The organism is Dulcicalothrix desertica PCC 7102, from assembly GCF_003991905.1.
Taxonomy (GTDB): domain Bacteria; phylum Cyanobacteriota; class Cyanobacteriia; order Cyanobacteriales; family Nostocaceae; genus Dulcicalothrix; species Dulcicalothrix desertica.
In genome coordinates this window covers 46,638-72,745 of sequence record NZ_RSCL01000021.1, presented here as the reverse complement: position 1 = coordinate 72,745, position 26,108 = coordinate 46,638, and the positions used below count along the sequence as shown (strand labels likewise).

Sequence of the window (26,108 nt, the reverse complement as noted above, 5' to 3'; positions counted from 1 at the left end):
TATGCCATTTCAAATTTACCTCAAAATCGATATAATATTTGGAATAATGAGACAAAGGTTATATGTATGCCTGAAATTGAAGACTATGGGATTACTGTAGAAGAGTATTTAGAGGGACTAGAAAAAGGTGTTGATGTTTTGGAATTAAGGCGCCTGGAAGAATGGGGAATTCCTACAGATTTGGCGTTAGAACTTATGCGAATTACGCCTAAAGTAGCAAATGGCACAGCGACTCCAGAAGAAGTTGTTAGAGGTTTACTGATTATGTCACCACCGCTTAGAAAAACTAAATAGTGTTTTTTAGAGTTTTAATTAATAATATAGTTAGGTTGAGACAGGCAGGGATGCCTGTTCCACAAGATGTATATTTTTGATAATTTTAAATATTATATTCAGTAGCTTCACTGAGTTAGTTAAAATACATTTGTATTAAAACACGCAAAATTACGGAATACTTAATTAGTGCATAGTTGTATTGTGGAAACATACGCAACTCAGTACTACCTATGACAATTCAGTTTCCCTTAGTGACTAATGGTTCGCAGATAGTGGATTCAGATGGGCAAGTTATTTTATTGCGTGGAGTTAATTGGTCTGGGTTTGAAACAGATAATCATGCACCGCACGGACTGTGGGCAAGAGATTGTACAGACATGCTGCTTCAGATTAAGAAGCTAGGTTATAATGTTATCCGTTTACCTTTTTCTGTAGAATGTTTGAGTTCTAATTGGGTAACGGGGATTGATTTTAAGAATGGTAAAAACCGAGCTTTGAAGGATAAGAAACCTTTGGAAGTAATGGATTTTGTTATTCAAGAAGCTGGGCGCCAAGGTTTGATGATTCTTTTAGATTGTCATCGACTTAATGACTTTTATACTCCGCAGTTATGGTATGGAGATGGTTTTTCTGAAGAAGATTGGATTGATGCATGGACATTACTAGCGAAACGGTACAAAAACCGAGCAAATGTTATTGGTGCAGACTTGAAGAATAATCCACATGGCGCCGCGACTTGGGGTAGTGGAGATATCGCGACAGATTGGAAACTAGCGGCAGAACGTTGTGGAAATGCCATTTTATCTGTAAATCCTAGTTGGTTAATTGTAGTCGAAGGGATTTCCGGTTCTGTTGCAGGGCAAAAACTTTCAAAACATTGGTGGGGTAGTAATTTAGAAGGTGTTCGCAATAACCCCGTTCGGTTATCGGTTGCGAATAAGTTGGTATATTCTGTACACGAGTACGGCGCCGGAGTTTTAGCGCGAGAATGGTTTCAAAAACCAACATCAGAAATATTAGACCTTCTCAAATACCGTTGGGAAATGGGTTTTAATTATATTGCTTCTGAAAATATTGCTCCAGTTCTAATTGGAGAATTTGGTGGCGACAGTGTAAATAAAGATACAGTAGAAGGGTTATGGCAGAGAGCGTTGGTTGAGTATATTCAACAAAACCAACTTCATTACACTTACTGGTCTTGGAATCCTAATAACGGTTATACGAGCGGAATATTACAAAACGACTGGATAAATATAAATCAGGAGAAACAAGATTTGCTTGCAACAACTTTATTTGAGGCGCCACTATCTAATGTAACTCGAATAGCTTCAACTAGTATATTGGACATAGAGATAATTATTGAATCAAATTGGGATAAAAGACTATGTGTACTTTTTCGAGTCACAAATAATAGTGGTGAGAAGTTGGCACCAAAGTGGAAATTATCATTTATTCCCGGTCAAGTACAAATTAATCAAATTTGGAATGGTAAATTTTGCCTACAACCACCAACAATAACTGTCATACCAGAAGATTCTGGAATAAGTTTAGCACCAAACCAATTTGTTGAGATTGGATATTGTGCCGAAAAATTTGGCAGCAATTACCAACCCAGTGATGTCAAATTAATACTTACTAGTCATTAAACATTCTTGTGGGATGGGCATCCTTGCCTGTCCCAATATAGCTGAAGGGGACGCCCGCTCCACAAAAGTATTCTACAAGAGTATTCTATAAGAATAGCCTACAAGTTACTATATACCATATGCACGTGGGTAAGGTTTTAGTAGTGTTTTTGCTTGATATACGTGAATATTGTTTACAACTACACCTCCGCGTTTAATTGGGACTTTTGCAATTTCGTTGAAGCTGTTGAAGTGAGATTTGTAGCTTGTCATTAAATCTTTTCTGGTGATAAATGCTTCGGTGGTAATATATAAAGCGTCTTTGCCTAGCCATTCATCTGGTTTTGACCAAAATGCAAACCCACGTATATCATAACCAATATCGAAACAGGTAATTGGTATGTTAGATATGGGGTGGAGTGCCATTGCGATGAGTCCACCATAATAATAGCGGTTGGTAAATATAAAGTTAGAATTTTTTAAAGCTTCGCGTAATACCTCAGACTCAGCAAAACCGCTTCGTACTTGTTGAATGTCTATTAATTCTGTCGAGGATGGGTCATTTTGCGGCGCCACAAATCCACCAAATATTGCAAAGTTACTAGGTTTTTGCAGTGTACCTGTTGTAATATGTAGTAAGAGAAATAGTAAAATTGTAGAAACTGCAACACCTGTACCTGTTAACCATCTCCATACTGAACGTTTAGAACGATTATACCAAATTACAGCTTGCTGTCCTAGTAATAAAGTTGCTCCCCAAAATCCTGGCATTGACCAAGCTGGTAATATCTGACGGTATCCTCCTATTAAGTTAAATCCTAAAATTAAGGGTAAAGATAACCACAATATAAATATGTTTTTTTGGTCTTTAAATTCTTTTAATTCTTTACAATCTGTATCTATAGACTTTTTAGAAAATACTTGACGAATTTGATTTATTGTGGTTTTTAATGTAATGCGCCACAATGGAAACCCTATAGTGGGAAATAAATAACCAATACCAACTAAACATACTAGTAAAACATTTAGAAAATTATAGCCGACTCTAGGCACTGCGCGTTCTGACTGAAAAAGAAACGAAACCCAGTCATGTTGAATATTCCAATATAAAATTGGTGATATAGTTAGCAAAAATAATCCAACACCTAACCATGTCCAAACAGAACTAAAAACTCTACGATGCTGCTGACTCGTTAAGCAAAAACCAACTAGTCCAAATCCTAAAATAAAACCGTGATATTTACTTAAACAAGCTAAACCCACTAAAACCGAAAGAATAGTCAAACGGTAACTAGGAATATATTTACCCGGTGGAAAATCAAAATCTTCCTTAAAAAACTCGCAAACTGCACAATATAAACTTGCTGACCAAAAAAACATTAGCGGATTATCGGGTAAAGCGAATGTACCAAACGCAAGCTGATATATAGGTGTTACTGTAGCAATTGCTAATGTTAATGTCGCGGCTTTAACTGAAAATAATCTAGCACTTGTTAAATACAATAGTACTAAGCTACCTGTATGTAAAATCAAGGCGCCTAAGCGAATAGTAAATTGGGATACATTACCAGTCAACCAGGGTCCCAAACCAGTAGAAAAAGCTACAAGCGGTGGATGGTCAAAGTAACTCCAGTCTAAGTGCAGGCTGTAAACGTAGTAATATGCTTCATCAAAGCTCGGATAAAGCCAAAAAGCAATAAAACTTCTAAATAGCAGTCCCCCAAGCAGCAAATTAACCGCTAGCTTGTTAGTTTTCTTAGCCATCCTTTTCTGGGCTACTTGCATTCTTATCTCTATATATATATTTCCAACTTGAATAACCTAACGTAAAACTGTGCCATTGTGTAACAAAATATTTGAGTGTTTGGTTTCATCTTGCCAATGGTTCAAATTACATGCTCAAATTATACAAACCATAGGATGAGGTTTTTCCATCAGCTTAGGGAGTAGTTTAAAGGCACTAATTGATGGAATAAAACAATGTCACTTAAGGGTGTACTTTTAGATATTGATGGCACGCTTGTTATAAGTAATGATGCTCATGCACAAGCTTGGGTTGAAGCATTTGCTGACTTTGGGTATAAAGTCGAGTTTGACCAGGTTCGTCCTTTAATAGGGATGGGTGGAGACCAGGTAGTACCCAAGTTTGCTCCTGGTTTATCGGGTGAAGAAGGTGAAGGTAAAAAAATTGCCGACCGTCGTAAGGAGTTGATAATTAATAAATTTGGTAAAACTCTGGCGCCAGCACCTGGAACACACGATTTAATTATGAAGGTGCAAAATCAGGGTTTAAAAACGATGATAGCCAGTTCGGCAACCACTGAAGAACTGAGTGTACTACTAAAAGCAGCAGGTGTTGATGACCTGTTGAGTGAAGACAGTGCAACAACTTCAAGTGATGCGAAGTCCTCAAAACCCGCACCAGACATAGTTGAAGCAGCATTAGAGAAAGTAGGATTAGAGGCGCCTGATGTTATAATGTTAGGCGATACTCCTTACGATATAGAATCTGCGGGTAAAGCTGGAGTAAAAGTTATCGCGTTTCGCTGCGGTGGTTTTGATGATAGTCAGTTAAGCAAAGCTATCGCTATTTACGATAACCCTGCTGATTTACTAGCACAATACGACAATTCACCGCTAGCTGCATAAATAGTTGAAGCGAGGTAAGTAATTGAGTGCGGCTGTAAAGTGTAGTAGTAATTTACTATTTAATACTCAACACTCAACACTCAGCACTCAGAACTCAGCACTCAGAACTCAGCACTCTCTTGTGGATGTTTTTGTTGGTAGGTCTTATCGCAGTATAATGCCCATGCGGCGCCAAACATTGCTGAGACAGAACCAGCTACAGCTGCGGTAACTCCCCAACCTAACGGGCCAGTCCAGTTGATAATTTCTTTTAATACTGCTGTTGACGCTTTGCTTACTACATACCCTGTTCCGGCGCCAACTGCACAAACTAAACCTAATTCTGTTAATATATCTAAAATGCCTTTGCTCGATAAATCTTCTTCAAAGTAAGTTTTCCATATACGGGAATACATTAAAATATCCGAAGCAGTCAAAAGAAACTGCTTGGGAAGTTCTACACCAGGTGTGGGCGCCACAGAAACACTGGCATTACCGAGCGCACAAGTTACAATTACCGAAGTTGCTTCTAATCTTTTTTTGCCTAATTTACTCACCGTCTAATCTCCTGTTAGTTTGAGAGACAATATTAATGACTTGGCTTAAATACATATTAACTGCCAGTTGCAAAGTCGCCCAAACTAACACTTGGGTAGGCAGCACCTACCCTCAAAATCTTTACTCTTCCTTTATATCTTCACCTGGACGCTGAGTTGCAGGTGGAAAATCTACGTATTCTTGGGTGCGAGTTGTGTTTGTCGTAATACCTTCTGGTAAAACGTCTTTGGGGTCTACTGACTTATCCGCAGCTGAGTTCATATTCAGTTGACCGTTAGCATTAACGTTTGGCTTATCTGAAGTTCCTTTGTGATTTGCGCGACCTGCTGGCATAATAGTATTCCTCTCATAAAGACACCATGTACATACTTAGCCTAAGCTTGTCGTAGTTTGCTATACACTATCACAAGACGCAAATCAAAGTCAGCACAAAGGTATAGGTATATTTAGTTAGCAACAAAGAGCCATACTTAGACAAAAGTTTTTATTTATACACATTATATTTTTACGGTATCTGTACTCTATCTTTCTGGTCAATGTTTGAAATATGACAGTTTGTTTCAAGTTGTTTCGAGTTATTTCAATTTAAAAAATCGCTTGTGTTTTTTTTAAAAATATTATACAAAAACTAACTATGTGCATTTACTTGTAGCATTTACCAACTCCATAAGGACTTAGTTTACTCAAATGAAGTCGCATATAAGGCTGAAATTAAAGGAACATGCCTGTTTTGCTAATGCACCCCATTGGCAGCAATTGTTACAAAATAAAGCACAAGCTGTTACAAATCTTCATCCTGAGATTGATACGTTTTTTACTAAATATAGGTTGCCAGTTTGGGTGACACAAGAGTATAAGCCTAGCGGGAAAGATTGGAACATTGAAGAAATCGCTAGTGGGCTTAATCGTGTTTACCGAATTATTCTTCAGCAAAATGTAACAGTGCCAGATAGCCTTATCCAGGAAATGCGGAAGTGCAAGATTGTCGAGTCGGTGCAAGTTGGTGCAGTAGGAGAAGCACATTTACCAACAATGCAATCTGCTGCAATGAGTATGACAACAGATATGCGCTCTCGCCAAGCAATTTATTTACCTGAAGCGCATCAGTTTACTCAGGGTACACCAGAGATAACTGTTGCGGTATTGGATACGGGTGTGTCGCTGCATCACCCAGAATTTGCTCATGCATTGTTGCCAGGACATGACTTTGTTGACATTATTGATGGAACTGGAAAATTTTTAGGTGACTATTTAGGTGCCGATGAAATACCAGAGGATGAAGTTGGACATGGAACTCATGTGGCAGGTATTATTGCGGCTCAAGGTGAATCAATGCCTTCTGGAGTTGTGCCCAATTGTAAAATTCTACCTGTGCGGGTGTTAGGGGCAATGCAGCGAGGTAATAAACGAGTCGGCGCCGGTTTGGTAGACAACATCAATGCAGGTATTAAGTGGGCTATAGATAAAGGTGCTGATGTCATTAATATGAGCTTAGGTATTCAACATGCAGGTGGAGGATTACCACACCAAGAAGTTGTAGACTATGCCCAACGCAAAGGAGTAACTATCATTGCAGCATCTGGCAATGATGGTACTGAGCAACTCTACTATCCTGGTTCACTGCCTTATGTTATTGCTGTTGGCGCCACTGATGAGATGGGAAATATTGCGCCGTTTTCTACTTATGGCAAGCTCGATTTTGTGGCGCCAGGTACTAATATTTACAGTACCTACTTGAACAAAGAATATGCCTTCTCCACAGGAACTTCTCACGCTTCTCCCTTTGTAGCAGGTGCAGTAGCTTTACTAAAATCTTACGCTCTGAAAAAGAAAGGTATTCGTCTGCAAGATAGACAGGTTAAACACCTAATTCAACATACAGCAGACAAAATTGATAGTCGCTTTAAGCATCGAAAAGCAGGGTTTGGGAGACTAAACCTAATCGATGCATTAAAACTTCTTGATTATAAACTTAACTATTGACAGGTTAAATATGGAATCACTGAAATCAGGCTCAAAAGGTCTACTTGTAAAGATATTGCAATCATATTTAAAGGTTTTGCAACCTAATGTAATTAAAAATATCAGCGATACTTTTGATGGAGCAACCAAAACAGCAGTTGAAAACTTTCAGAGAAATGCAGGACTTAAAGTTGATGGTGAGGTAGGTGATAAAACTTGGGAAGCGTTAATTAAACGATTTGAACCAATATGGAATCAAACAGATAGTGAATTTCAAGAAATACTTAAACAAATCAACACTGCTAAAGATAACGCCAACACTGCGATTAGTGATGTAAATACAGCGATAACTGGTGCCACTGAAAATTTAGGAAAAATTAATAACGCCGTTAAAAGTATTGATGACGCTAAAAATACCTCAGTCAAAACTATCGACAATGTAAAAGATAGTGCAATTGAATTGATTAATGCTGCTAAAAATAGAGTTATTGAAGAGGTCGATAGCAGCCAAGATAAAGCAATTGAAAAAATTAAAGAAACAAAAGACAATGTAATAAAAGATATTAATATTGCTAGAGATAGCGTGGTTAAAGGTGTTAATGGAGCAAGAGATAGTGCAGTTAAAGAAGTCAATGTTGTCAAAGATAGTAATATCAAAGAGATTAATGTAGCAAAAAATGAAGCGACTAGAGATGTTAATGAGGCTAAAGATAGTGTTGTTGCAGAAGTTAAAAAAGAAGTTGAGCCATTATTAAATCGAATAGTTGAAGTACAAACCACTGTTTTGGAGGCACGAAAAACAGCACAAATACAAGCTTATAGAGCTGAGGCTTCTGCTTCCCTAGTCAAAGCCAAAGAATCTGCAAGAGGCGCCTCTATTAAGTTGGCAGAAGCAACAAATATATACAATCAAATTAAGGCATTAAGGAGTGGTGTCGAAAGTGTAGTTAAACAAGCTAGAGAGGCTGCTGCCGAGGCATTAAGTAAACTTTCAGCAGAAAAAGCAAAAGCATCTGATGAAGCTGCTAATCAAGCAATAAAACAGGATGATATTGTTCAAAAAGAATTGGAAAACGCTGAAACAATTTTTACAATAATTGTAAATGAAGTTAAAAACGCTGAAACAGCAGTTCAAGATGTAGAAAATCAGGAGGAAGAAAGCCATAAATTTACCGAATTAGATATATTAAAAATTTCAGTAAACAATATTGCTGAAAAGGAAGAAGAAGCAAAAGCTGCGTATGGTAGAATTAGCAAGCCATTAGAAGAACTTAAATTAGTTCCAGAAAAGATTGAGAAAATAAAACAAGAGGTTGACAAGCTGGCTAAAGCTGCTGAAAGTGGTTTAGATGTACCCAAAAGCTCAACTCCATTAGAAGGTCCTAACTTTAAAAATATCTGGGAATTGTTTGAGAACAATACTGATACTACCCGCACAAGCAAAAGCAAGAAAAAAGAATTGCCGCCAGACGAAACAAATTGGGATGATTTTGAGGAGTTCTTTGATTTAAAAACAAAGAAAATCAAAGGTTCTGCTTAGTTAAGAAGTACTGAAAACATATTTCGGATTGTATTAAACCCTAATTAAAAGTATTACATTATGGCAACACCCAGCACTACAACAAGCAACAATTCTAATGGCGTTCCCCAAAGCTATGCTGTCGATAGAGCGCTGGCTTTTAGGGCGCCAACCAGTATTGACTCCTATGCAGCATCTGCTTTGAAGGAAACCGAAGAGTGGATAAGAACGGCTAAGTGGGAGGAGTATAAAGGGGAATATATAAAGGAAAACCCAGGAAGCACATTAGAGGCAACCGCAAAAGATACCCTAGCAAAAAAATTATCAATTGATAAGATTGACCAGCTAACCAAGAAACTTGATACAAACGGACTGGGAGATATACCTAGGTTACTGCTATCTAGTTCTAGCATTTATGCTTTTGTACTATTACAGGCAGTTGATTCTGTTAAGTCAGATGATATTGTTGGTTTAGCAAATGCCGTTGTGTTACGAATTGATAATGTTCCTAAGCAATACTTTTTTGCAAGGATACTAGCGAATGTTACCGATGACTTAAACGTTCAAGTTGTCCTAAACGACCCGAATAAAAACTGGCCTCGACTGGTTGAACTTACTCGTAAGCAAGGTATTGATATCCGTGCGGGTCAAGTTCGCTCTGCGGTTGTTGCGCTCTTAAATATTGTCTACAAAGAAGGGAAAGTTCCCTACTATGTTGAACTATATGCTAGAAGCGGCGCCGTAGAAGAAAGCTCGTTCACTCCAGCTATTAAGCAATCAATGATTGATTACCTGCTTAAGTTAGGGGTGAAGTTTGGATCGGATGATGACTTTAAAAATAATGATGAATATCTTGCCCTAGCATACAACGAAGCTCAAAAAATGAGCGCCGTTGCCGATGACCCAATTGATACCGCACGTATTAAGGGTGGTCAAGTCACTTGGAATTTTGTAGTAGACAACTTTGATGCTGTTGACCGTCAAGGTATAATTCCAGAAAATATTAAGGCAGCAGGAGCATTAGACTACATATACTTCATTGGTGAAGGAATGCGAGTATTTGACGTAGCAAATGCTTTAGTACTGCGTTGGGCAAGTGGAATGCTTGATGTTCCAGAAGGAAAAACAGCAAGTATTCTCTACCGCTTTCATAAATTACGTAATGAACGAAGCACCTCAGCAGAAAGGGCAATGCTTTATAAGCGCGTATTAAATAGAGGTAACGGTAAATTACTTTCTAGTATGGTGGCAAATACCGCTTTTGCAGGACTCTGGCATCAATTGATGGCAGAAGTAGTGGAATATATTCGCAAATCAGAACGTAGTAAAGACGTTTGGGTATCACGGGCGCCTCTATATCAAGCAACCAAAAATTTGCAATATAATTTAACCGAGCATATGACTGGTATGTCCCACGTCCAAGTGACAGAAGACTATGCTCATTTGCAAGAAGCCCTTGATATTATTCGGTCAGAAGATATTATTAATCACTTTGGTGGAAGACGTAAAACTCTTTGGAGTGTAATTGAGCGAGTAGCAAAAGAAGACTTAGGTACTACAGTGCCAACCGCTCCTCTCAGAACTATTGCAGTTGAAGGAAACAAGATTTTTCAATGGATTGCCGGCTTTGAATCTGAAGGTGGAGTACGGGAAGTTGATTTTGACATGCTTTTAAGTGCCGCAGAGTCTTGGATTATTTCCCAAGCATCGATGGAGTCAGCTCGTCATGACAGTGAGTTTCACGGTAATAGAAACAGCAACAACGGCAGAAGCCATAAAAATTCTCATCGGTTAGCGGCAGCAAAACCAAAAAAACGGTCTAGCAATGATGATTTCGATGATTGGGATGTTTAAACTCTCTCATTTATCAACTTTGTAGAAGTAATTTTGTAGGAAGTTATTACCATGCCCAATCAACAAGAACTAAAAGAACAAGCTCGTGCCAAAACTCGATCTCTTCTATCTCACTCGCAATCTTTCCGCGCGATGGATAGAGAAGAACAAATGTCCTTATACAAAGAATTAGTTGATGCCAACTACAACGACTTAGCCGAAGAACAAGGACTAGCAACTGAAATGGCTGCTGGTGATATGATTGACGCAAACCGACATATAAATCGTCGTATTGGGGATGCAAATCAGGATGCTGCGGATACTTTAGGCAAACTCGTTAATAAAGTGAATTTTCCTGGCTTTGTACGGGATTTGCTCGTGGGTGTTTTCGATGCGAACCAAGATGCCAACGAGCGGCAGATGCGGGTATTTATGGATTTAATGAAGCAAGCTACTAAGTCACTTGCTGAATATGTCCGACAAGTTGGGGATGAAGAAGCTTTGCTACGTTTAGTAGAAAGTAATAATCAATATCGTTTGTCAATGAGCAAAGCAGGTACTGGTAGGCGCCGAGGAGGAGGACGACGAAACGCAAATGAACCTGCCCAAGGCGCCGAACCACCAAAACCCGTTCTTATTGACCAGGCAACGGGTAAAGAAGCCAATATGAATGATGCTGCCATTCAAGCTAAAATCTTGGATGCGAGATTGGCTTTGGCAAAGGAGCGACGAACATTACTGCGAGAAACTTTGCTAATGGGTGTTTCCCGTATGGTTGTTGAAAAAGGTGTAATCCGCGCCAATGTCAAATTTAATATTGATGCCTACGAAGATACCGTTAACGATGATAGAGCGCAAGAAAGTAGAAACGAAGGGTCTTCCTTCAACACCGGATTTTTTGGTTTTGGTGGAGGTTTCTCACGGCAAAAATCACAAGTTAGCATTGCCACATCAAACACTGAGATGGGTTCAGAACTTTCAGCACAAATGGAAGGTTTTGTAGAAATTCAATTTAAATCAGACTACTTCAAATTGGATAACTTCAGAGAAATCTTCGATTTAGGTCAAGGACAAGTTCCCGCACCACAGTCCCAAGTTCCACCAGCAACACCTCCGCAACAATTACCACCCGCACCTCCACCAACAACCCCTTAACAACCAGAAGCTATGGCACTGGCAATTCTGCGATTTTTAGAAAGTGACGGCGCCAAAAGCCGATTTCAAATTGATTTAGGCACAAATCGGTTTTATCAATATCAAATTGGTGGCTTAGAGGTGCATGATGTCAATGGCTTAAAAATGCTACAAAGCCCTATTTATACCTCCGAGCTACTTACCTTATCACCTGAAAACCTAGGACGAACAATTTTTGAAGTTCCCAACAACAAATTTGATACAAAACACCGTGCCATCCAAATTACTAGCTTTCGCGACCGTCAACGGGTTGGACCTGCCATCTCAGAAATTGTCACGGTCGCGATTGGAACTACACCTGCAACTTCGTTTAGCTTAACAACAGCAATGGAAACGGCAATGGATAAAGCTCCAATCGAAACAGTACCCTTTCAATATCGAGAAGTTCAACCCGTCAGCGAGGCGATGTTTTTGGGTGGAATACTAAATGCAGTCAAAAGCGTTGCGGCGCCTATTCTTGGTGCAGTTACGGGAATAGCTACTGGTGGAGCATCTGGTGGAGCATCTGGTGGAATTACTGGTATACTTAGTTCAATATTGCCGCAATTAGCGGGTGTTATTGGCGGATTATTACCCCAACTTACAGGTGGCACCACTTCTACAGATGGAAGTACCCCGACCGCAACAGGACAACCTCCAGATGCTAGCCAGTTAACGAGTATTTTAACTGGGTTGCTCCAACAAGTCGGCAGTGCTGTCGCGGCGCCAGAACAAACAGCACCAGTATCAGCACCAGCTACCTCAAACGTCGCAAACATAGTTAGCGCACTTGTACCACAACCTAGAGTTACTACAACACCTCGACCTCAACCGGTTATGAGTCGTGTGGCGCCTGCTCAAAAACGTGGGGTATCAAGAGCTAAATCTTTAGCATTATCAGCACAAAATTACTATTCAAGCTTAGACTTTGATGAAGATGAGGATGAGGCAGATACCTATGGTCTTTCCCTATCTTCAGATTATGCAGATGCAATGTCATCTGAATACGCGGAGTCAATGTTTATCGGCGCAATTCTGCCTGCTCTTGGTGGCATATTATCTACCATTGCACCGAAGTTGCTATCTCTGGCGCCAACATTACTCTCAACGCTTGGCCCTCAACTGATGAATATGTTTACGTCGTTACTCAATCCTCAAACAGCAGCATCTGGTCAAATGAGTATGATGCTGGGCATTGATGGAGAAGATGCAGAGGATGAGGCAGTATTAATTGCTTTGAGTTTGGCAATGGCAGCATCTGCAACACCAGACTTAATATACCAACGAGTAGGCGCCGTTACCTTAGAATTTAGCGATGTAAAACCTGTAATGATGCACGGACGTTCACGTTTTTTATATCGCCAAGACCAGGATATTGCCTTCCCACTAAAATTACAAACACCCCAGCCAGTTAGAAAAGCACGATTGCAACTGCTGGTTAAACACCCAAAAACATTAAAAATATTAATCGAGCAAAACTATCAAATTGAAAGCGCCACTTCTGGTATGTTAAGCGTAGCACCCAGAATTAGTAAAGAGCATCTGAAAAAACTAGCTCCCAATCAAGAATATTTAGTTTGTGCCGCATTAGTCTGGCAGGGTCGATCTAAAAAGACACAACAAGTTAAACGTCTGGGAACAAGTACTGTACAAATGTTTACATTGGTAGGCGAATACTTGTTTGACCGTGTAGAAAGTTCAGGTGAAACAATACCGCTAAATAATGTAGAGAAATTCCGTTCTTACTGGCACAAAGTTTGGCAGGGAGATTTAACTGAAAATGTACGCAGAGTGAATTTTGATTGTAAATATTACTACACGCTAGAAACGAAACGCACTGAAAACGCTCGCATGGAGACAGTGACGCAGGTTTTAGAAGAAGATTTAGCGGGTCGAAAGAGCAGGCTAAAATCAGGTTTAATTATGGCGCCTTACGTGTTGAACGAACTGCTGGGACAAATTTCCCAACATCCTCGACTAAGTTCGGGTGAATTATCAGCACTGATGGCGCCAGAATTTAGACAACGGTTTAATAATGCAGCTCGCACCCAGGTAAAATTTCAAGGACGACCCAGAGAAACAGTTGCACTGTGGATATATCCCGAAGTTAAACTGCAACAGGTAATACTTAAGCGTGCAGAAAATACTAATGCTCATGGTCATGTGCTGGGATTGAGAGAACATCCAGTTTATTTTCCCATGCCCGCAACCGCTCATTTTATTGGGGTGAGTACAGGTTAATCAGTCAACATAAATTTTGATGTAATTATTCATGGTCAGAAAACTAATACAGTATATACAAGTGAGGAAAAAATGCCGGAAAACGTTTTGATTGTGGCATGTCTTAAAGATGATAGTGATGGTGAAATGTGGCGCATGACTAGTGCTATAGAAAAACACGAAAAAAATGTTCAGAAAAATACTGTAACTGTCATCAAGTTTAGCGAGATATCACCGAAGTATGCTCACACAAGCATTGATGGGAAAAAATTTAATGAATTGATAATTACAGGTCATTCACGCTTTTTTCCAAGCGACACCCCTTTTCACGATCAAAATATAAGCAAGCTTAAGGGATTATCACTAAGCGCTAGAAGAATAGGTGGGTACAAAATTGAAGAAATTACACCGTTTATTATTTTTTGTATTTTGAATTTAAAAATAAATAAAATCAGCATTTGGTGTTGTGAGTCAGCATTAAATATTGATACTTACCAGCGAGTTGCAGACCCTCCAGAAGTAATTATTAATATCTCTGCTGGTGCTTTGAATAGTATGAAAACTCTTATCTATAGTGGAAATGAAGCAGACCAAGGAAAGGTGAGTACAGTAGGTGCCATAACTTTTTTAGTGAGTGAAACATTGAAAAAGGAAAAATATGGTCAAGATATTATAATAAGAGGGATGAATGGCGTAGGATATATCTCTGATAAAAAGCCAGATATTGTAACATTTGACCAAAAACATTTAGATAAATTAAGCAAACTTAAGGAAGATGAATTTTTGGAAAAGTATGTAGATACTAAAAAATCTGCACATGTTTTTGGCTTCCATTTTAACCCCTTTACTCTTGCAGGCGCCTTATCTAATGCTAATTCAGTTTTCCCTTGGGCGCCTTCGGGACTCAACTATGCTCTAGCCAACGAACCAGTTTTGCTGAATGGCATGAAAGTTATCTTTGACCAATCTGTTGGACTTTACCCTGTAAATCTTGAATCAAAAGAGGAAGCACGTCGTAATGGCGCCTGAAAATAAACCAAGTGAATCAAACCTGCCAAAACTTGATATGTTTGATGCCGTTAAAACAACAAAACCGCCAACAGAACAAAATGACCGCAGTTTGTTAATGCCATTTGCTCAACTTGTGGAGGAACTAACAAATTACGAAAAACAGCAAGTTGATTACAAAACGGGATTAGCCATGACAATTGAGCAGCTAACTGTGGATATGCCAATTGAATTAAAAGTGACTGTCAATAATGATGGTAAAGTTAACATTAAGGGTTCACCCCCAACCCAACTTGTTAAAACTACTGTTATGCCTGTTTTTCATCAAATGCGACTACGGATAGTTAGAGATGGCGACTAGTAACAACCGCACCTGGAATTTAGAAACTTTTCTCGATTCATTAATCTATGAGTTGGATAAAGCTCAAGATACACTGTCTGTCAAAGGAATGAATCGAAAATTAACATATACTGTGAAAGATGTCTCCCTCGACTTACAAATATTTCCAGAATTTGATGGTGAAACAGTTCGCTTTGTCACTGCTCAACCAGGTGAGATAGGAGCATCTAAAGTGACTTTTTTACTGGGGTCAATTAGAGACCATCAAATCCAAGAAGTTTCTAGAAAACCTCTAACGCGCGGTGATATTTCTCTTGAAGAAATTAACCTCCCAGAACCAGAAAAAAGAGAGCTTAAAAAGCTGGGGATTCGTTCAGCCGAGGATTTAAGGCGCACTATCGAAGACCAAAATGTCGATATTGAAAAGGTTACAGACAAAAAAGTTGATTATAAAGGACTTGCCAACTTAATTAACCAGTCCCGGCGCCAACAACTGGCACCTACAGTTTCCAAAGCAAGTTTTTCCAAATCGCAAGGTAAAACTATTTTAACATTAGAGGGAGAAAATTTAGCAATAGCCCAATCGAGCGAGCAATTTCCGGCTGCGGCTATTAATAGTCAAGTGGTGGAAGTAATTTCGGCAAACGCGAAAGAATTAAAAATTCAGGTTAATGATAATTATTTACAAGGTGAACAAAGTCAGTTGCAAATAGCTCTTGACCCTTATGCTATTGTGACTATGAATTTACAATTGCCTATAACAAAACTTAAAAAATAAAAATTAATCGGACTGCGGAATAAACCGACTTTCTCAAATTATAATACAACACAAGGTCAAAAATATGTCTAACGATTCTAGCCAAAATCGCCTTTTAGCCCTTGAAAAAGAACTGTACAAATGGAAGCAGGTGCCACAAAATAAACCTGTTTTTCCAGTAACTCTACAGGAAGCGGAAGGAGATGCATTAGAAACTATAGAAGAAAATTCAGATGGTATAAATATAGATGAAGAATTTGAACAGCAGGAACCTCAAAAAGATTCGGCGCCATTAGATTATAGATATATGGATGAATTTATAAAAATAGATAACTTATCTTACTCCGGTTTAGCATCAGTATTATCCAACAATGCCAGTCAACGTTTTAACGGTAATATAGCTCAACTTGAAACACAAGAGGATGAATTGGCGCCATTACCTCGTGAACAAATGTTTGGTTTTTCGTCAGACACTATTAAAAAATCTTATTCTGATTTACATCAAAAAGTTACAACCATAAAGCAACCAACACCTAAACCCACATTAGAATTACCAGAAATTGAGCTTCCAGAACCAGACTTAACTGAATTTAGCTTAGTTTCTGATACTACTTTCTCTGACAGCGAAGCATCTTATAGTTCCTTACTTAAAGCATTACAAGAAGCAAGACTTAACAAGTTTGCCGACTCAGCAGAGTCAGATGAAACAGAGAATAAAGATTAAATGTCATGGCAAGGCGCCTCTTACTCCCTCCTCCGTGTCTCTGTGGTAAAAATAATTACTTCATCTTTATTAGCTATCTATGTCTAACTCCAACGGCTACAACCCAAATTCTCTTCTCACCCTTGAGCAAAGCTTATTAGCACCAAAGCAATTTCCACCCCAAGAGTCTCTTGAGGCACAGGAACATCTCAACCAACATATAGAAGCACAAGCATTTGATTGGGACGAAGCTATCGAAATGGATTTGGCACAAAATATTCCAACCTACGATGTCCAAGCTTTTGAAGTCCAAGAAGCAGAACCCACACTTGATGATCAAGACCCACTTTCTCAATCTAATTCCCTGTTTGCCTTAGAGCAAAGTGTGCTGGGAATTAATGCAGCCTACCAACCATCCGTGCAATTTTCAGTTGAGGACGAAGAAGAACCAGAGAGCCAACCTGTAGAGTCGCAGGCATTTGATTGGGATGAAGCAATTGCTTTAGAATACGAAGAATCCGCTTATCCTACTGCTCAATCTTTTGATTGGCTTCCCAGCAATGAAAGTTATGGTTTTGGTGTGGAAGATGAACCACCGACCTATGAAGTGGAAGCCTTTGAAGTGGAAGAACCGCAGGTAGAAGCTACAAATGACGAATATTCAAGCAAATATAATAATAATAATAATAATAATAATAATAATTATGTATCAGACTACGTAGCAGAAGCATCTTATAATACTGAAGCATATGGTTTTGATGCTGATGATGAACCAAAACCTATTTATCAAAAAAAATCTAATTATCAGGAAGACCCCGTTAATGTTAACATAGCGAACTGGTCTAGCCCACCAAGTAAGGCGCCTGAAGCAGTTGAAGCATTAAGCGATGATGATTTTGACGAATTTGAACGCGCGTCAACAGAAGGACGTGCATCAGATGCAGAAGCATTTACAGCCGATTTAGCATCTATATTACGGGGTGAAAAAGTTTACGAACCTCCAAAACAAACGCCCGTCCAACCTCAATTACCAGCCCCACCTCCCAAAGAAACGCCTGTTCCTCAATCTTCAACCCCACCTGCACCACCCAAGCAACCACGTCCTCATGATGTTTTTGACCAAATGGGCAGAAATGTATCTCATGCTACTGCCTTTGATTTGGGTACTTTCTCGTTAGAGCAACGCTTTGATGAGTTTGACCGGATGTTAGATGAACAAGACAGCGAATCTCTAGCTTATGTTGAAGAAGATAAATCTGCTAAATATCAAGCTTTTGACGAAGAGGAAATGGCGGCAGATTTAGCTGCTTTGGGTGTATCTGATAGCTTTAACTCTTCAGACGAAGAAATTCCAGTAGAAGAAATTGGCAAAGCATTAAGTTCAGATGAGATAGCAGAGACTCCCGACCCAGAATCGCCAGAAATGGAGATGCAGCGATTGCTTTCTGAGAATTTGACATATAGTGGAGCGTTTGTAACAGCTGCAACTAGTACGTTACCTTCTTTAAAAGGTTTGACTGATATTTATAATAGTACTAATACTACTCCTGCAAGACTTTTAACACCAGTTGAAATAGCAGAAATACAAAGATTAAGTAAAGGTGGCGCCGCAGCTGGAGCATCTGGAACTAAAGCATTAACCGACCGTGGCTTGATGGATTATCAAGCAATGGTTAATTATGCAAATGGTACTAATTTTAGTTATTGGGAAAAACTTCCTAAACCTACACGTTTGCAAGTGGCTACTCATCAATGGGGCGCCCACAATCCACCTGTTGTAGACATGAGCAACAAGCCAGGATATTGGAAAGCTCGTTCTATAGATGCAAATTCCAATCCAGCCAGCCCAACTGCTGCTACATCAAGACAAGCTATCTATGACCGTGACCGCGACATTTGGATTCGTACTCTCAGTGAACCCAGCCCAGCTGCGATAGCCAGAATTCCGTCTAATGTACAGCAACAACTTCTTATTAACACAGCAACTAGAGATATTTTACAGCGTATTTTTGCATTGTTACATCTAGGTTTACAATATCGAAATGGTAATAATCCCTATCAAGCTTGGACACAGCATATTGCCGTTGCACTTTCTCACGGTGGTAGAGTCAATGTCAAACTCCCTGCAAATACAGATGATAGCATTTTAAATTGGCTATTTGTGAGTCCTGCAATTCAACAACAAGCAGGTGTTGGCACTAGACTCTCTTCTACCCATGACTTAAAAATTAAGCAAGGTGGTCAATTCAAAGAGAAAAAAGTAATTGCGAACTTTGCCATGACGCACTACGCTTTGGACTTGGCAGTAGGTGGAATTGGTAATTTAGATGTTAATGGAAATCCGATTTTACCCAACGGTTCTTACGGACATCTTTATCTTGGCTACCGTAAACCCGAAAACACAAAAATTGGAGGAATTTTGATTGGTGTTGAAAATGCTAAATATAATTCAACAAATCCTCTTGGCTATACACACGACCTTAGTGGAAAAGAAGCAGAGATGTCGCCAACAGGTGGATTAAAAATTGACAAGATAGGGACAAAACCTTCTGGGTCTGGAAATACAGGATTTATGTTGCTTGACCTAACAACAGTACCAAATTTGTCAGGCAAATTATCAAATGTTGCCGCTAAACTAAAAACTGCCAATCAAGGTGGAGCAGTGACAATTAATGCAATGGCACAAAATCTTGGTGGAGCTATAGACCCAAACCTATTTATATAAATCGTATAGTGCAATATTACTGTGTAGGTTGGGTGTAAACCGAGTTTTCCCACAGGGTAGGCTTTGCGTAACCCAACAGAAATATTTCAAAAAGTCAACAAAAAAGTAAGAGTGATAAATTGAACCATGAGTGATAAACTATTTAGTTTGGCAAAGCAAATTGAACAAATAAAACAGCAATCTCAAGCAGGATTTTCTGAAACAAAAGAATTTAATAAAAATGACTCAGAGTCAATTTCAGAAAATCGTTTGCTTCAACTAGAGCAATCTTTAAAGTCAAGACAGGAAACTCTCCAAAAAGGCTTAATTAATAAGAATCCATTGAGACGAACTGAAAAGCGCTCATCATTTGCGGAATCTCTAAGTCAAGGAAATTTTGCCGAACAATTCGCTCGACCCTCAAATGCTATACTTAAAGAAAATTTTAATAATGAGCAAGATATTCATAAGTTTGTAAATAGCCTGTTTCAACCAGATGTTCGCTTAAACTGGAAAGCCGAAATTGAGAAAGCTATCAATTTGAACCCAGACCAAAAAGAAGCTTGGCTGATTACTAGTTCGGAAAAGGAAATAATATTAGGGTGTTGGCTTAACGTATGGAACAAAACACTTCAAGAGATGACAAACCCTAGCATCATACGACCAACTACCCAAGTTAACCAAAACCTTTTAAATCAAACTCACCCAAGTGACATCAACATCATAACGCATTTATGTAAGTACATAAATAATCACAAACTATGCATGTATGTACCAGACCTCCAAAAAATCAATGCTGTTAACAATAAAGTCAAATACAAATTAACTGGATATTCCAAGAAAAATATAAACTCTATTCAAGGAAATCCAGAACACATTAAGGATTTATTAAAACTACTCGCAGTAGGAGCGCACTTTGTTATCATTGATAGTTCCAGAGATAATGAACGTACTAATGGACAAAAAATACCTAATTTTTATGATCAATTTCCTCTCAATAACGCCTGGGCACTTTACCACTCTCACTATGCAAAAGTTATTGCTTCTAAGCCAGTTTCAGCAGGAAACTTGAAGACCGCGAAAGTTTACCCAGATTTTGTTACTGGTGAAATAACACCTAACGTTTGTCCATTTATAGTATCACTTTTAATTGGTCGTACAGCCTGGTCTATGCCAATTATTGGTGACTATAATACTTTTTTACAGCTAGAAGGATGGCCTCAGACAGGACTTACTAGTACAAGACATGGACAAGACTTTAAAGTTCATGATGAGACAAAATGGAACATATCTACATATGGAGCTTGCCCTTATAGCGAAAAACGTGGTACTACAGTATTTTTAGCGCACGCAAGATGGAATCCTCAGCCTAGTAGTGGAACAATCATGGCGCCTTATGTAGGTGCAGAAGAGGCGCAAGATTGGCTAGACACAACCCTGATACAGTAAGTATGAAAAATAGTGAATTAGAATAGTGGTAATTATTTAGAGGTATAACTTGTAATAAAATTTTAGGGAGAGGGGGGACTCAATGACAAGTAAAAAATCAGAAGCAGTTCCAAAAAGCACTCCCGATAATTGGGAAGTTTTGCAATCTCTATTTCTGGGAATCGAACAGCCAACAATAGAACATTCCAAGCTCGATAATTGGGATGTTTTTCAATCTTTATTTGGAATCCTACAAGTATCAACAGAAAACCTATCCACAGAACCAACTACCAATCCTCTTATTCCCAAAAATGATACTGAAGCTAACAAGGAAACTGCAAAATTAGGCGCCCAAATTGCTCTCAAAGATACCGAAACTGCTAAAACTGGCGCCCAAATTGCTCTCAAACAAACCGAAGCTGCTAAAACTGGCGCCCAAATTGCTCTCAAACAAACTGAAGATGCTAAAACTGGCGCCCAAATTGCTCTCAAACAAACTGAAGATGCTAAAACTGGCGCCCTAACTGCTCTCAAAGATACCGAAACTGCTAAAACTGGCGCCCTAACTGCTCTCAAAGATACCGAAACTGCTAAAACTGGCGCCCTAACTGCTCTCAAACAAACCGAAGATGCTAAAACTGACGCCCAAATTGCTCTCAAACAAACCGAAACTGCTAAAACTGGTGCCCTAACTGCTCTTAAAGAAATCGAAATTGCCAAAGCTTTGGTTGAAGCAGCTTTACGAGAAGCCGAAACTTTTAGGGCAGAAGCCAAAAAAGCTTGGAAAGAAGCTGAAACAGCTAAAATTGGTGCGATAACCGCGCAAGCAGATGCCTTAGCTGCCAAACAGGAAGCCGAAACAGCTAAAATCGCAGCATTATCCGCTCAACGTGCCACTGAAGCGGCAATGCGTGCTGCTGAAATTGCTCATGGAAAAATCGATTTATTTCCTGGCTCTATTGACAAAAAAGTCGTTGCTCATTTTTTAATAAAGCATCGACTTAAGCTTCTGCTTGCCTCATTGCTTACCTTAATTCCTCTATTGTTTTGGTTTAGTAGACCAAAACCTTCATCTTTCAATAACCCAAATTGTGCGTTATCAGATACTTCAGTCTCTGGATGCGAAACACCCAGATAGTTTTAAACAAACTTTAACTAGTAGAAGCACTTGGTTCTTCTGATGGCTTAGTCTTCAATATTCTTCGACCCCAAGGTTTAATAACTGAAACTGCGATAATAACCAAAATTAAGCTTGTTTGAATTGCACCACCAATTAAGGCGCCTCTTTGGTCAAATAAATATAAAGGGTTATGCAGCGCTTGTAGTCGTTCCGCTTCAGAAATACTCGTCATGGCATTAACCCACGGACCCAGCCAAATAGTACCACTAACTATAAGCGTCACTGTTGCAACCCACTTGAAAATTACCCAGTAATGCTTAAAAAATCCCCATATAGTTAGCCAACTAAGTAATCCACCCGTTAATAACGATAAGTTAGCAGATGGAATCACTACAAAATCATCGAGTACTTTCAATATATAGTTAATCGCGTAAAGCTCGTCACCGTTGCCGGCTTTACCTCCTTTGAAGAGCGCGACAACTACCATGCATAGTGCGGCACCGAACCATATTCCTCCTGATGCGACGTGGAATGATAGTAACCAGTTTTTGGGTTTTACACTCAATTTCTTCATATGATTAGCTAGTTTATAATTAGGGAGCTAATTATATTTAATCTCTAAAGGTATGAAAAAGCAACCTCTTTTCTCTGTGTCCTCTGTGGTAAAAAATAGGTTGGGTAGAGGCTTTGCAGAACCCAACCTACTAACTCATGGCAGGCGCTCCGGCACTTACTTTTGCCAATAATTCAATTAGCATGAGCTTTTCAGCGTAAGATAGATTAGCCATTAGTTTAGTAGTGCGGCAAAAGTGGTCTGGTAACATGTTCTCTAATAGCAGGCGCCCTTTTTCAGTTAGATGTATAGTTAACATGCGCCTATCTGTTAATGAAGGTTGGCGCCTGATATAGTCATCGCGTTCGAGTCCATCAAGTAAACCAGTAATGGTAGCGCGCGTAACTTTTGCACGTTCTGCACATTCAGATGGTGTTAAACCTTGTTCGGGTGCGTGAAATAGCTGCATTAATAGGGTAAATTTACCCATCGAGAGACCGTAGCGAGCGAAATGAGTATTTAAAGCAGTGTAAACTTCGGCAGTAGTATGAAGAAAAGCCAAACAAGTTTCGACGGAGGTTACATCAAGTTCCGGAACCTGCTTGGCGAGATTTTCTAAAATTTCTTTTTCAACGAAAGGACGTAGTGTTTCCACTTTGATATTTACTTATTAATTAGCTGCCTAATTATAAATGATATTTTAGACATGATTAATCTAATTCCCGGCGCCCTTCAAGTGCGCGCGCGAGTGTAACTTCGTCAGCATATTCTAAATCTCCACCCACAGGTAGACCAAAAGCAATACGTGTAACTTTTGTAAAAGGTCTGAGAAGTTGACCGATATATAAAGTAGTAGTCTCTCCTTCAACGCTAGGACTAATAGCCAAAATGACTTCTTGAGGTTGGTCTTTACTAACCCGTCGTACTAATGACTGAATAGTAAGCTGTTCGGGTCCGACACCATCAATAGGAGATATTACACCACCTAGAACATGATACTTCCCTTTAAATTCGCGAGTCTTTTCAAGTGCAATCACATCGCGTGAGTCTGCGACAACACATAAAGTAGTATTATCGCGCGTATTATTCCGACAAATTTCGCAAACAGGTTCAGAGGAAAGATGAAAGCAAACCTTACACAAACCTATCTTTTTTTTAGCTTCGATAAGAGCTTGTGCAAGAGCTTCGACTTCCGTTTCGGGACGCTTCAAAATATGCAGCGCTAAACGTTGGGCAGTTTTGGGTCCAACTCCGGGTAAGCGTTGCAACTGTTCAATTAACCGTGCTAAAGGGCGTGCGTAAACCGTAGTCGTATCTCCAGTAAATCTGTACTTTACTTATAATGACACCATTAGAGAATTCTAGCTCAATAATTTTGCTAAAATTCAACCAGCTTCCATAATATTGTAGGTTGGGTGGAGGCTTTGCGTTTACGCAGTATGCCGGAGGCACAACCCAACATAAAACACGCACGGGAGTGTATATGCTGAAATCCTTCCATATCAGCAACTTTAGACTGTTTCAAAATATAGAAGTAGAAAAACTAGGCCGAGTCAACCTGGTCGTCGGTAAAAATAATGCTGGCAAAAGTGCTTTTATTGAAGCAGTCGTAGCTCTATGCTAGCAACGCATCACCTAGCACTTTGCTTGATATTGTAGAAGCTCGGCAAGAAAGTTGGTCAAGTGTTGCTCTCCCATATTCCCAAAATACAAGCAGTAATTTTTTGCGGCACTTGTTCTTTGGCTATAAATTACCCCGAATTGAAGAAGAAGGTATTACAATTGGCGAAAAATCTTCTGATACAAAGCTTCAAATAAAATTGGCTGAATATCAAAATAAATACGATGAAGAAGGAGGAATAAGAAGGGTTCATCGTGTTTATGATGTCCATGCCGATGAGGATATATCTAATTTTGATTTTTTTGTGATATCCGAAGAAGGTAAAAAAACGGTTCTTTCGTACATAGCGTGCTAAATTTTAATTAAAATTTATAAGTATGCTTTATTTACAAGGCTTACAGACGCTTATAGTTTTAATTTCAGACAAGAACACCATTTTTAAGATAATAATGGCTGTAATATAAGCCCGACAAGGATTTTAAGCTAATGTTTCACTAAATTAGCACGCTAAGTACGCAATATTCATGAAATTTGGCTTTTGTCAAAGAATATTTGCTAAAATCTAGCAAATGTGCTTAAACATCGTAATTATATAAACTATTTAACCAATCAAAACTTAATTATGAAACATGCTGCTAACTTAAAGCTTAATGTTCTGTTAGAAGACAAAGAAGATGGTACAATAACTGCCTCTGTTATAGAATTTCCCGCTTATAAAGTAGAAGCAGCGAATCGTCAACAAGCGTTTGAAGCTATAAAGCAACTTTTAGATAGTCGTTTAAAAAACGCGGAAATAGTTCCTTTAGAAATAGAGGCATCTCATGCTCAAGTTTCTCCAAATCCTTGGGTTAGATTTGCTGGTATCTTTAAAGACGACCCATACTTTAAAGAGATTGCTGATGCAATTCGATCTGAAAGGGAATCCAAAGATGATAGTGAGGTTGACCCCTTATTATATATGCTTGATTAGAAGAGGAGGGTGGTAATGAATTGTGATGTTTGTGGACAACAAGGCGCCCGTATTCGTAAAATATCCAGAGCTTACGGCAAAGGTGATAATTTACTGGTTATAGAAAATATTCCGCTTATTAGCTGTTCTAATTGTGGAGCTAGCTATTTTACAACAGAAACGCTACATGAAATTGAGCGAATTAAGGCGTAAAGACGTAGTATTGCGATTGAATGTCCTGTTAAATTTGCCCCTGCATTCTGAACTTCAGCAGGCTAGCTGATGAGCATTTCTCAGTTGCAGCATTACGGTTTTTTTGATGCCAGATGTTATTTAACCCAAAGCCCTACTTGAATCTAGTTCTGCGCTAAACAAGTCAATTACTGAACTAACTGCTTATCGGTTATCAAGAGAACCAGATTAGCATAGCTTGTTCATGTTCTACAGTAATTTTGAAAAACTCTTTTAATTTCTCAAAGTAATCTAATACACATTCCTTTACAGATTCTTCTGATGATTCAGACCAATAACCGATTGGATATATATACGCATCTGTAACCACTTTTCTATCAAAACGAGACCATAATTGATTTGAAGTAACATTTTTCACTGCTTCATATGTAGCTTTTACTTGGTTGGGAAGCAAGTATCTAACTGACTCACCGAAGCCAACTTCATTTTCGCTTAGTTCTTCTCCTCCAAGAACTAAATTTCGTAAAACTTCATCGCCGTTCCATGCATCACCCGTAAGCAACAAATGAATTAAGTGCCAAAAAATATTAATATAAAGGCTGCGCTCACTATTAGCATTCTCACATAAGAAGTCATCTAACTTATATGGATTTGCAATAAGCGGTTCAAGCTCGCTGAGTGAAAGCCGTGTGTAGTTGCCGACTGTTGTCATAACATGAGGAAAACCTAAAAAAACTTTTGAGCTTTTTGTTGGGTTGCGCCTACGGCGTACTACGTAAACGCAAAGCCTCCACCCAACCTACAAGAATTTTAACGGCGCCTATTTGAAATACAAAAAGCGCCCCTATTTCTAGGAGCGCTTTCTTATCAGTTGTTTAGTTGTTTTTCAACTATTAACCGTTAATCGCAGGTGCGGTTAATGCTACAGGTGCAGCGTCA

At 39.0% G+C, this 26,108-nt stretch carries 26 protein-coding genes; 19 read left to right on the top strand and 7 right to left on the bottom strand.

What is annotated here, in order from left to right:
• The first annotated feature begins 66 nt into the window (after positions 1–66).
• Positions 67–294, top strand: coding sequence for a hypothetical protein (locus DSM106972_RS35705; protein ID WP_127085142.1), 228 nt, complete (start codon positions 67–69; stop codon positions 292–294).
• Positions 295–506: 212 nt separating this feature from the next.
• The gene (locus DSM106972_RS35700; RefSeq protein WP_127085141.1) at positions 507–1,922 is read left to right on the top strand and encodes a cellulase family glycosylhydrolase; all 1,416 of its coding nucleotides are present in this window, start codon (positions 507–509) and stop codon (positions 1,920–1,922) included.
• A 108-nt stretch (positions 1,923–2,030) separates the two neighbouring features.
• Here the strand turns inward: DSM106972_RS35700 and DSM106972_RS35695 are convergent, their stop codons facing one another.
• Positions 2,031–3,665: an ArnT family glycosyltransferase gene (locus DSM106972_RS35695; RefSeq protein ID WP_233787693.1), complete on the bottom strand. Its 1,635-nt coding sequence runs from the start codon at positions 3,663–3,665 to the stop codon at positions 2,031–2,033.
• A 216-nt stretch (positions 3,666–3,881) separates the two neighbouring features.
• Here DSM106972_RS35695 and DSM106972_RS35690 point away from each other — a divergent pair, with 216 nt between their 5' ends.
• Positions 3,882–4,550 (top strand): HAD family hydrolase, encoded by a 669-nt coding sequence (locus DSM106972_RS35690; protein ID WP_127085139.1) that lies wholly within the window; start codon positions 3,882–3,884, stop codon positions 4,548–4,550.
• Positions 4,551–4,651: 101 nt separating this feature from the next.
• Here the strand turns inward: DSM106972_RS35690 and DSM106972_RS35685 are convergent, their stop codons facing one another.
• Together DSM106972_RS35685 and DSM106972_RS35680 are read right to left on the bottom strand one after the other, a co-directional pair.
• Entirely contained in the window at positions 4,652–5,086 is a 435-nt protein-coding gene (locus DSM106972_RS35685; protein ID WP_127085138.1) for a hypothetical protein, read from the bottom strand.
• A gap of 121 nt (positions 5,087–5,207) precedes the next feature.
• The gene (locus tag DSM106972_RS35680) at positions 5,208–5,420 is read right to left on the bottom strand and encodes a hypothetical protein (RefSeq protein WP_127085137.1); all 213 of its coding nucleotides are present in this window, start codon (positions 5,418–5,420) and stop codon (positions 5,208–5,210) included.
• Positions 5,421–5,774: 354 nt separating this feature from the next.
• Between DSM106972_RS35680 and DSM106972_RS35675 the strand changes: the two genes are divergently transcribed.
• The 12 genes from DSM106972_RS35675 (at position 5,775) to DSM106972_RS35620 (ending at position 21,872) form a co-directional block, all read left to right on the top strand.
• The gene (locus DSM106972_RS35675; protein ID WP_127085136.1) at positions 5,775–7,070 is read left to right on the top strand and encodes a S8 family peptidase; all 1,296 of its coding nucleotides are present in this window, start codon (positions 5,775–5,777) and stop codon (positions 7,068–7,070) included.
• Positions 7,071–7,080: 10 nt separating this feature from the next.
• Positions 7,081–8,589: a peptidoglycan-binding domain-containing protein gene (locus DSM106972_RS35670; protein ID WP_127085135.1), complete on the top strand. Its 1,509-nt coding sequence runs from the start codon at positions 7,081–7,083 to the stop codon at positions 8,587–8,589.
• A 60-nt stretch (positions 8,590–8,649) separates the two neighbouring features.
• Positions 8,650–10,422, top strand: a complete 1,773-nt coding sequence (locus tag DSM106972_RS35665; protein ID WP_127085134.1) for a hypothetical protein — start codon at positions 8,650–8,652, stop codon at positions 10,420–10,422.
• Between the two features lie 51 nt (positions 10,423–10,473).
• Complete coding sequence (locus tag DSM106972_RS35660) at positions 10,474–11,556, top strand: hypothetical protein (protein WP_127085133.1); 1,083 nt, start codon at positions 10,474–10,476, stop codon at positions 11,554–11,556.
• A 12-nt stretch (positions 11,557–11,568) separates the two neighbouring features.
• Positions 11,569–13,815, top strand: a complete 2,247-nt coding sequence (locus tag DSM106972_RS35655; protein WP_127085132.1) for a hypothetical protein — start codon at positions 11,569–11,571, stop codon at positions 13,813–13,815.
• 72 nt (positions 13,816–13,887) lie between these two features.
• On the top strand, positions 13,888–14,823 hold the full coding sequence (locus tag DSM106972_RS35650) for a hypothetical protein (RefSeq protein ID WP_127085131.1): 936 nt from the start codon (positions 13,888–13,890) through the stop codon (positions 14,821–14,823).
• Positions 14,813–15,163, top strand: coding sequence for a hypothetical protein (locus tag DSM106972_RS35645; protein ID WP_127085130.1), 351 nt, complete (start codon positions 14,813–14,815; stop codon positions 15,161–15,163). Before DSM106972_RS35650 ends, DSM106972_RS35645 begins: the two co-directional genes overlap by 11 nt.
• On the top strand, positions 15,153–15,920 hold the full coding sequence (locus tag DSM106972_RS35640) for a hypothetical protein (protein WP_127085129.1): 768 nt from the start codon (positions 15,153–15,155) through the stop codon (positions 15,918–15,920). The genes DSM106972_RS35645 and DSM106972_RS35640 overlap by 11 nt, the downstream gene beginning before the upstream one ends.
• Positions 15,921–15,984: 64 nt before the next feature.
• The gene (locus DSM106972_RS35635; RefSeq protein ID WP_127085128.1) at positions 15,985–16,623 is read left to right on the top strand and encodes a hypothetical protein; all 639 of its coding nucleotides are present in this window, start codon (positions 15,985–15,987) and stop codon (positions 16,621–16,623) included.
• A gap of 79 nt (positions 16,624–16,702) precedes the next feature.
• Complete coding sequence (locus DSM106972_RS35630) at positions 16,703–19,327, top strand: hypothetical protein (RefSeq protein WP_127085127.1); 2,625 nt, start codon at positions 16,703–16,705, stop codon at positions 19,325–19,327.
• Between the two features lie 126 nt (positions 19,328–19,453).
• The gene (locus DSM106972_RS35625; RefSeq protein ID WP_127085126.1) at positions 19,454–20,755 is read left to right on the top strand and encodes a hypothetical protein; all 1,302 of its coding nucleotides are present in this window, start codon (positions 19,454–19,456) and stop codon (positions 20,753–20,755) included.
• Positions 20,756–20,837: 82 nt separating this feature from the next.
• Positions 20,838–21,872, top strand: coding sequence for a hypothetical protein (locus DSM106972_RS35620; RefSeq protein WP_127085125.1), 1,035 nt, complete (start codon positions 20,838–20,840; stop codon positions 21,870–21,872).
• 13 nt (positions 21,873–21,885) lie between these two features.
• On the opposite strand, the gene DSM106972_RS35615 is transcribed toward DSM106972_RS35620, so the two are convergent.
• From DSM106972_RS35615 to recR, 3 genes are all read right to left on the bottom strand, one after another.
• On the bottom strand, positions 21,886–22,428 hold the full coding sequence (locus DSM106972_RS35615) for a hypothetical protein (RefSeq protein WP_127085124.1): 543 nt from the start codon (positions 22,426–22,428) through the stop codon (positions 21,886–21,888).
• Positions 22,429–22,558: 130 nt separating this feature from the next.
• Positions 22,559–23,062 carry a MarR family winged helix-turn-helix transcriptional regulator gene (locus DSM106972_RS35610; protein WP_127085123.1) on the bottom strand — a complete coding sequence of 168 codons (504 nt, stop codon included), beginning with the start codon at positions 23,060–23,062 and terminating at the stop codon, positions 22,559–22,561.
• Positions 23,063–23,117: 55 nt separating this feature from the next.
• Positions 23,118–23,675 (bottom strand): recombination mediator RecR, encoded by a 558-nt coding sequence (recR, locus tag DSM106972_RS35605; protein ID WP_233787696.1) that lies wholly within the window; start codon positions 23,673–23,675, stop codon positions 23,118–23,120.
• 215 nt (positions 23,676–23,890) lie between these two features.
• Here recR and DSM106972_RS35600 point away from each other — a divergent pair, with 215 nt between their 5' ends.
• The 4 genes from DSM106972_RS35600 (at position 23,891) to DSM106972_RS35585 (ending at position 25,190) form a co-directional block, all read left to right on the top strand.
• Complete coding sequence (locus DSM106972_RS35600) at positions 23,891–24,031, top strand: AAA family ATPase (RefSeq protein ID WP_127085121.1); 141 nt, start codon at positions 23,891–23,893, stop codon at positions 24,029–24,031.
• A 19-nt stretch (positions 24,032–24,050) separates the two neighbouring features.
• Positions 24,051–24,383 (top strand): hypothetical protein, encoded by a 333-nt coding sequence (locus DSM106972_RS35595; protein ID WP_127085120.1) that lies wholly within the window; start codon positions 24,051–24,053, stop codon positions 24,381–24,383.
• 267 nt (positions 24,384–24,650) lie between these two features.
• Positions 24,651–24,998, top strand: a complete 348-nt coding sequence (locus DSM106972_RS35590; protein ID WP_127085119.1) for a hypothetical protein — start codon at positions 24,651–24,653, stop codon at positions 24,996–24,998.
• A 15-nt stretch (positions 24,999–25,013) separates the two neighbouring features.
• Positions 25,014–25,190, top strand: coding sequence for a type II toxin-antitoxin system MqsA family antitoxin (locus tag DSM106972_RS35585; protein ID WP_127085118.1), 177 nt, complete (start codon positions 25,014–25,016; stop codon positions 25,188–25,190).
• Positions 25,191–25,383: 193 nt separating this feature from the next.
• Here the strand turns inward: DSM106972_RS35585 and DSM106972_RS35580 are convergent, their stop codons facing one another.
• On the bottom strand, positions 25,384–25,881 hold the full coding sequence (locus DSM106972_RS35580) for a YfbM family protein (protein ID WP_145837725.1): 498 nt from the start codon (positions 25,879–25,881) through the stop codon (positions 25,384–25,386).
• Positions 25,882–26,108: the final 227 nt, after the last annotated feature.